The 6,044-nt window shown below is 73.4% G+C and carries 6 protein-coding genes; 4 read left to right on the top strand and 2 right to left on the bottom strand.

Translation table 11 applies throughout. The annotated features are described in order from the left end of the window. The first annotated feature begins 94 nt into the window (after positions 1 to 94). From ACWEVO_RS27585 to ACWEVO_RS27570, 4 genes are all read left to right on the top strand, one after another. On the top strand, positions 95 to 1,018 hold the full coding sequence (locus ACWEVO_RS27585; RefSeq protein ID WP_452310409.1) for a type IV toxin-antitoxin system AbiEi family antitoxin domain-containing protein: 924 nt from the start codon (positions 95 to 97) through the stop codon (positions 1,016 to 1,018). Positions 1,019 to 1,107: 89 nt separating this feature from the next. Continuing rightward, on the top strand, positions 1,108 to 2,355 hold the full coding sequence (purD, locus tag ACWEVO_RS27580) for a phosphoribosylamine--glycine ligase (protein ID WP_452310408.1): 1,248 nt from the start codon (positions 1,108 to 1,110) through the stop codon (positions 2,353 to 2,355). 60 nt (positions 2,356 to 2,415) lie between these two features. After that, positions 2,416 to 2,934: a SigE family RNA polymerase sigma factor gene (locus tag ACWEVO_RS27575; RefSeq protein ID WP_452310410.1), complete on the top strand. Its 519-nt coding sequence runs from the start codon at positions 2,416 to 2,418 to the stop codon at positions 2,932 to 2,934. Beyond that, a complete protein-coding gene (locus ACWEVO_RS27570) occupies positions 2,927 to 3,772 on the top strand; it encodes a hypothetical protein (protein WP_452310407.1) in 846 nt (281 codons plus the stop codon). The genes ACWEVO_RS27575 and ACWEVO_RS27570 overlap by 8 nt, the downstream gene beginning before the upstream one ends. Positions 3,773 to 3,806: 34 nt before the next feature. Here the strand turns inward: ACWEVO_RS27570 and ACWEVO_RS27565 are convergent, their stop codons facing one another. Beyond that, positions 3,807 to 5,372, bottom strand: coding sequence for an AMP-binding protein (locus tag ACWEVO_RS27565; RefSeq protein WP_452310406.1), 1,566 nt, complete (start codon positions 5,370 to 5,372; stop codon positions 3,807 to 3,809). A gap of 204 nt (positions 5,373 to 5,576) precedes the next feature. Beyond that, a partial coding sequence (locus tag ACWEVO_RS27560) for an acyl-CoA dehydrogenase family protein (protein WP_452310405.1) occupies positions 5,577 to 6,044 on the bottom strand: 468 nt, incomplete at its 5' end.

Here is a 6,044-nt window from a genome sequence, read left to right as displayed (position 1 = left end):
GCCGAGCCGGAGGCGTACTGGCGGGCGCCGTCGTGCTGGCCGGGCAGTCAGGACGTGCGGTTCGTCACCCGCGGTGTCCCGGTGACCGACATGGATGGTTGATGTCGATGGGTTGAGACGTCTGGTTGCTGAGCACGGTGGGGTGGTGACGGCCGGCCAGGCGCTGCGGTTGGGGTTCACCCGGGACCAGATCCGGCATCTGGCGCGGTCCGGGAAGTGGAGCCGGGTTGCTCGCGGCTGCTTCGTCCCGGTCCCGGCGGCCGAGGTGGCAGCGCCGCGCCGGGCCCGGATCCGGGCCGCCGTCACCAGCTTGGGGCCGGGGGCGGTGGCGGTCCTCGACAGCGCGGCCGAGCTGCACCGGATCGGCTGCCTCCGGGCCACCGGCGCGATCCACGTCTCCGTGCCGGCGGAGCGCCCCACGATGCAGCGCCGCGCCGATCCGAACCTTGTGGTGCACCAGCTCACGCTCGATCCCGACGACCTCTGCGCGGTCGACGGCGTGCCGGTCACCACCGCGGTCCGTACCGTGGCCGACGTCATTCTGCGGGCGGCCCGCTATCCGGCGGTCTGCGTCATCGACTCGGCGCTCAATCGGCAACTTCTGACGGAGCACGACCTGTCGCTGGTGCAGGCGCTCATCGCGGGCCGACGCGGTGCGGTCGGGGCGAGACGTCACCTGGCGGAGGCGGACGGCCGGGCGCAGTCGCCGCTGGAGACCCGCGCCCGATTGCGGTGCGTGGACGGCGGGGTGCCGCCCGACGCGCTGCAACTGGAGGTCCGCGACGACGACGGGTACCTGCTCGGCATCGGGGACCTGGGCTGGCGCGGTGCCCGGGTGATCGCCGAGGCCGACGGCAGCGGCCCGCACCGCGCACCGATGGCGCTCTACGAGGACAGGTTGCGGCAGAACCGGCTGATCAACGGCGGCTGGACGGTCCTCCGCTTCACCTGGTCCGACACCCTCCGCCCCGACTACATCCCGGAAACGGTCCGACGCGCCCTGAGACGGAGTCGTTGACCAAGGAGTTTGGCCTCCGGAGGCTGAAAATGGGACGCAAACTCCTTGATCAACGGGGGTGGGTGGGGCGGTCAGTAGGATGCGGGGTCGTGCGGGTACTTCTTGTGGGTGGTGGCGGGCGGGAGCATGCGCTCGCGCTCGGGCTGGCTGCGGATCCTTCGGTTGAGGCCCTGCTCGCGGCGCCGGGTAATCCGGGGATCGCGGCGGTCGCGGAGCTGCGGGACGTCACGCCGACCGACGCCGACGCCGTGGCGGCGCTCGCCGTCGAGGTGGGCGCCGACCTGGTGGTGATCGGGCCGGAGGCACCGCTGGTGGCCGGGGTCGCCGACGCGGTACGCGCCAAGGGCATCGCGGCGTTCGGCCCGTCGGCCGAGGCGGCCCGGCTCGAGGGCTCGAAGGCGTTCGCCAAGGACGTGATGACCGCCGCCGGCGTACCCACCGCACGGGCGTACACCTGCACGGATGTGGAGAGCGTCGCGAAGGCGCTGGACGAGTTCGGTGCGCCGTACGTGGTGAAGAACGACGGGCTGGCCGCCGGCAAGGGCGTGGTGGTCACCGACGACCGGTCGGTCGCCGCCGCCCACGCGGCGGAGTGCGGCCGGGTGGTGATCGAGGAGTACCTGGCCGGGCCCGAGGTCTCCCTCTTCGTGGTCACCGACGGCGAGGCCGCGGTGCCGCTGCTGCCGGCGCAGGACTTCAAGCGCGCCGGTGACGGCGACACCGGCCCGAACACCGGCGGCATGGGCGCGTACGCGCCGCTGCGCTGGGCGCCGCCGAGTCTGGTCGACGAGGTGATGCGCGACGTCGTGCACCCGACGCTGGCCGAGCTGCGCCGCCGGGGCACCCCCTTCGCCGGTCTGCTCTACGTCGGCCTGGCGATCACCGCGGCCGGCCCCCGCGTGATCGAGTTCAACGCCCGCTTCGGCGACCCGGAGACCCAGGTCGTCCTCGCCCTGCTGGAGACCCCACTGGCCGGGCTGCTGCACGCCGCCGCCACCGGCACGCTCGCGGCGTACCCGCCGCTGCGCTGGCGGGACGGCTCGGCGGTCACCGTGGTGGTGGCGGCCGAGGGCTACCCGGCGACGCCGCGCACCGGCGACCCCATCACGGGGGCGGACCGGCCGGGCATCATCCACGCCGGCACCCGCCGGGGCGCCGACGGCACACTCCGCTCCGCCGGGGGCCGGGTCCTCTGCGCCACGGCCACCGGCCCGGACCTGGCCGCCGCCCGGGACGCCGCCTACGCCCTGGTACGCGGCATCGAGCTGGCCGGCTCGCACCACCGCACCGATATCGCCGCCGCCGCGGTCGAGGGACGAATCCAGTTTCCCGGCTGATCCGGGCAACCCCCGTCCCGCCCGGCTCCGTTTGAGCGGTGAGGTGAGGGGGTGGCGGGATTGCCTGCCGACATCGACGGCTACCGCGAGTACGTCGCGGCGCGGCTGGAGCCGCTGCGCCGGACGGCGTACCTGCTCTGCGGCGACTGGCACACGGCCGACGACCTGGTGTCGACGGCGCTGGTCAAGCTGCTGCGGCACTGGCGGCGGGTGTCCGTCATGGACAGCCCCGACGCGTACGTGCGGCGTACCCTGCTGCGCGTCTGGCTGGACGAGCGCCGCCGGCCCTGGCGGCGCGAGTCGGCGTGGGCGGAGGTGCCGGACCGGGCCGACCGCGCGCACACCGACGACACGGTGGAGCGCCTCGCCATCCTCGCCCTGCTCGCCGAGCTGCCCCCGCGCCGTCGGGCGGTGCTCGTGCTCCGCTACTTCTGCGACCTCTCGGTCGAGGAGACCGCTCGCGAGCTCGGCTGCAGCCCGGGGACCGTGAAGAGCCAGGCGGCGCGGGCGATGGAAGCCCTCCGGGAACGCCTCATCGGCGTTCCGGTCACAACTCGGGAGGCACGTACCGATGGATGAGATCTCGAACCAGCTGCAGGCCGCTGTGACCGACGCGCCGCCGTCCCGGATCGACGTCGATCACCTGATCCGGTCCGAGCTGCGTCGCCGTCGCCACCGATCGTGGGTGCTGAGTGCGACCGGTGTGGCGGCAGTCGTCGCCGCGGCTGCGATCACCCCCACCCTGTTCGCCGGGGCGCCGGCACCTCTGTCGGTCGCACCCGCCGGGCCGACTACCGGCGCGCCCTCCGCCGGCGTACGTCTCTGCACCGGTGTGAGCCCGAAACCGAGCGGTCCGGAGACGCCGCTCGAGACGTACGACACGGTGCGTCCCCGGCCGACGGAGGACACGGCGGCGGCCGTCGCGCGGCTGACCGGTGCGTTCCGCGACGGCCTGCGGCAGTGGTTGCCCGCCGGCGTACGCGTCGAGTCGCTGCAACCGGGCTGCGCCGAGCCGCAGTTCCAGTTCCACCCCCGCTACCGGGAGTACGACGTCGGCGCGGCGCTGCTGCGGGGCACGGAGCGCGGCCTGTTCTCGCTCACGTTGCGGCCGAGTGCCCAGGACGAGGCCCTTCCCGACTGCTCACGCTGGATGAAGCCGGGGGATTGCGAGATCGTCCACTACCAGGACGGGTCGGTGGCGGCGCAGAGCCGGATGAATGCGGGACCGGGCAAGGTCCAGCTGGCACTGTGGCTGGTGCGCCCGGACGGGACCACGGTGATGCTCATCACCAACAACTTCCGCAACGAGGTGGTCGACCGACAGATGGTGAGCACGAAGACGGCTGATGCGCCGCTGCTCACCATGAACCAGCTTGCCGCCGTGGCCCTGTCACCCGAGTTGACCCTCTATCCCTGACCCGGGGGCGTGCCCACTGTGCAGCCCTGCCGGGTCAGCCGTAGTAGCGGCGCAGCTCGCGGCTGAGCACCTTGCCGGTGGCGTTGCGCGGCAGGTACTTCACGAAGACCACGTCGCGCGGCACCGAGAAGCGGGCCAGGTAGTGGCGGACGTACTCGCGTACCGCCTCGGGGTCGAGCTGCTCGCCGGGGTGCAGGGCGAGGAACGCCGCGAGCCGCTGGCCGTACTCGGGGTCGGGAACGCCGATCACGGCGACCTCGCGTACCTGGGGGAGCCGGGCGATCAGGTCCTCCACCTCGGAGGGGAAGACGTTCTCCCCGCCGGAGACGATCATGTCGTCGGCCCGCCCGTCGACGAAGAGCAGCCCGTCGGCGTCGACCCGGCCCAGGTCGCCGGTGTCGAGGAGGCCGTCGTGGCTCTCCCGGGTGGCCCCGGAGGTGTACCCCTCGAAGAGCATCTCGTTGCCCACGAAGATCCGTCCGACCTGTCCCGTCGGGACCGGCCGGTCGGCGTCGTCGAGGATCGCCAGCCGGGTCCCGTGCGGCGGCCGGCCGGCGGTGGTGGGTGCCCGCCGCAGCTCGACCGGGCCGGCGATGGACGCCCAGGAGACCTCGGTCGAGCCGTAGAGGTTGTAGACGATGTCGCCGTAGCGGTCCATGAACGCGGTGGCGAGGCCGCCGGGGAGGGCGGAACCGCTGACCGCGACCACCTTCAGCGGTGGGCGCGGGTCGGGTGGCGGCACCTCCATCAGCCGTTGCAGCATCACCGGTACGGCGAAGAGCGCGTCGCACGAGTGGGTGGTCAGGGCGGCGAGCGTGGCGGCCGGGTCGAACCGGCGGTGCAGCACGATCGTGGCCCGGAGCGCGAACGAGACCTGGAGGGCGGCGTACCCCCAGGTGTGGAAGATCGGCGCGGCGATCATCACGGTGTCCCGCGCGTGCATCGGGATGCGGTCGATGATGGACACCAGCGGGCCGAAACCGTGCGGGGTGGGGCGCCGGGCTCCCTTCGGCGCGCCGGTGGTGCCGGAGGTGAGCACGATGGTCCGGCCGTCCCGCTCGGGCGGTTGGAGCTGGTCCCCGGGGAGCGCGCCGGCGATCAGCTCCTCCTGGCCGCGCTCGTCGACCCGGGGGAGGTCGGCGGGGAGGCCGAGGAGCCGCTCGGCGAACTCGGCGTCGTGCAGCAGCACCCGGAGCCGCTGCTCCTCCGCCACGGTGGCGAGCTGTGCGGCGGAGAGCCCGGTGTTGACCAGTACGGCGTCCGCGCCGAGCAGCATCGCCGCCACGATCGCCTCGATGAGCCCGTGGTGGTTGCGGCAAAGCACGCCGATCCGGTCGCCGGACTGCACGCCGAGGGCGGCCCGCATCGAGCGGGCCAACCGTTCCGACCGGTCCAGCAGGTCGTGGTACGTCAGCGTGGCGCCGTGCTCGTCGACCACGGCGATCCGCCCGGGGTCGCGCGCGGCGGCCTGGCGCAGCTCACCGGCGAGGCTCCAGCCCCAGCGGCGTAGCGCGTTCAGTTGCGTGGCGACCCGGATCGGGCGGCCTGGGGTGAGCAGTCCGCGTCGGGTCAGCGTGGCGACGATGAACGGCAGGTCCAAGTCGCGGCCCTCCTTCGCGAGAGTTTCTCCCGATCATGCCCCGGTGGTGGCGGGCCGCCCAGTCGGCGTGCCAATCCGTTCAGCCTGCGGACCTTCCGGGCCGGCGCGGCCCCGACGGGCCCGGGGGACCGGCGGCCCGACCCGCGACGGCGTACCGCCCGGCACGGCGGGAGTGTCGCGGGTCGGGTCGGGGTCCGCCGGCGATCAGCGGATCTGCATGCCCGAGATGGCCCGGGAGATGACCAGCCGCTGGATCTCGGAGGTTCCTTCGAAGATGGTGTAGATCTTGGCGTCCCGGTACCAGCGCTCGACCGGGTGGTCGCGCAGGAAGCCGGCGCCGCCGAGCAGCTGGACCGCCTTGTCGGTGACCGAGACGGCCACCTCGCCGGCCTTGAGCTTCGACATCGAGCCCTCGCCGGCGCTGAACGGCCGGTTGTTCCGGCCCATCCAGGAGGCCCGCCAGACCAGCAGCCGGGCCGCGTCGATCTCCATCTTCATGTCGGCGAGCGCGAACGCGACCGCCTGGTTCTCGATGATCGGCCGTCCGAACTGGACCCGTTCCTTCGCGTAGTCCAGGGCGTACTCGTACGCGGCGCGGGCCACGCCGAGCGCCTGGGCGCCGACGGTCGGGCGGGACAGCTCGAAGGTGCGCATCGCCGCCTGACCGGAGGC

Source organism: Micromonospora sp. NPDC003776 (genome assembly GCF_053605645.1).
The sequence above is the reverse complement of the archived record's forward strand: the minus strand, read 5'-3'. Positions and strand labels throughout refer to the sequence as shown.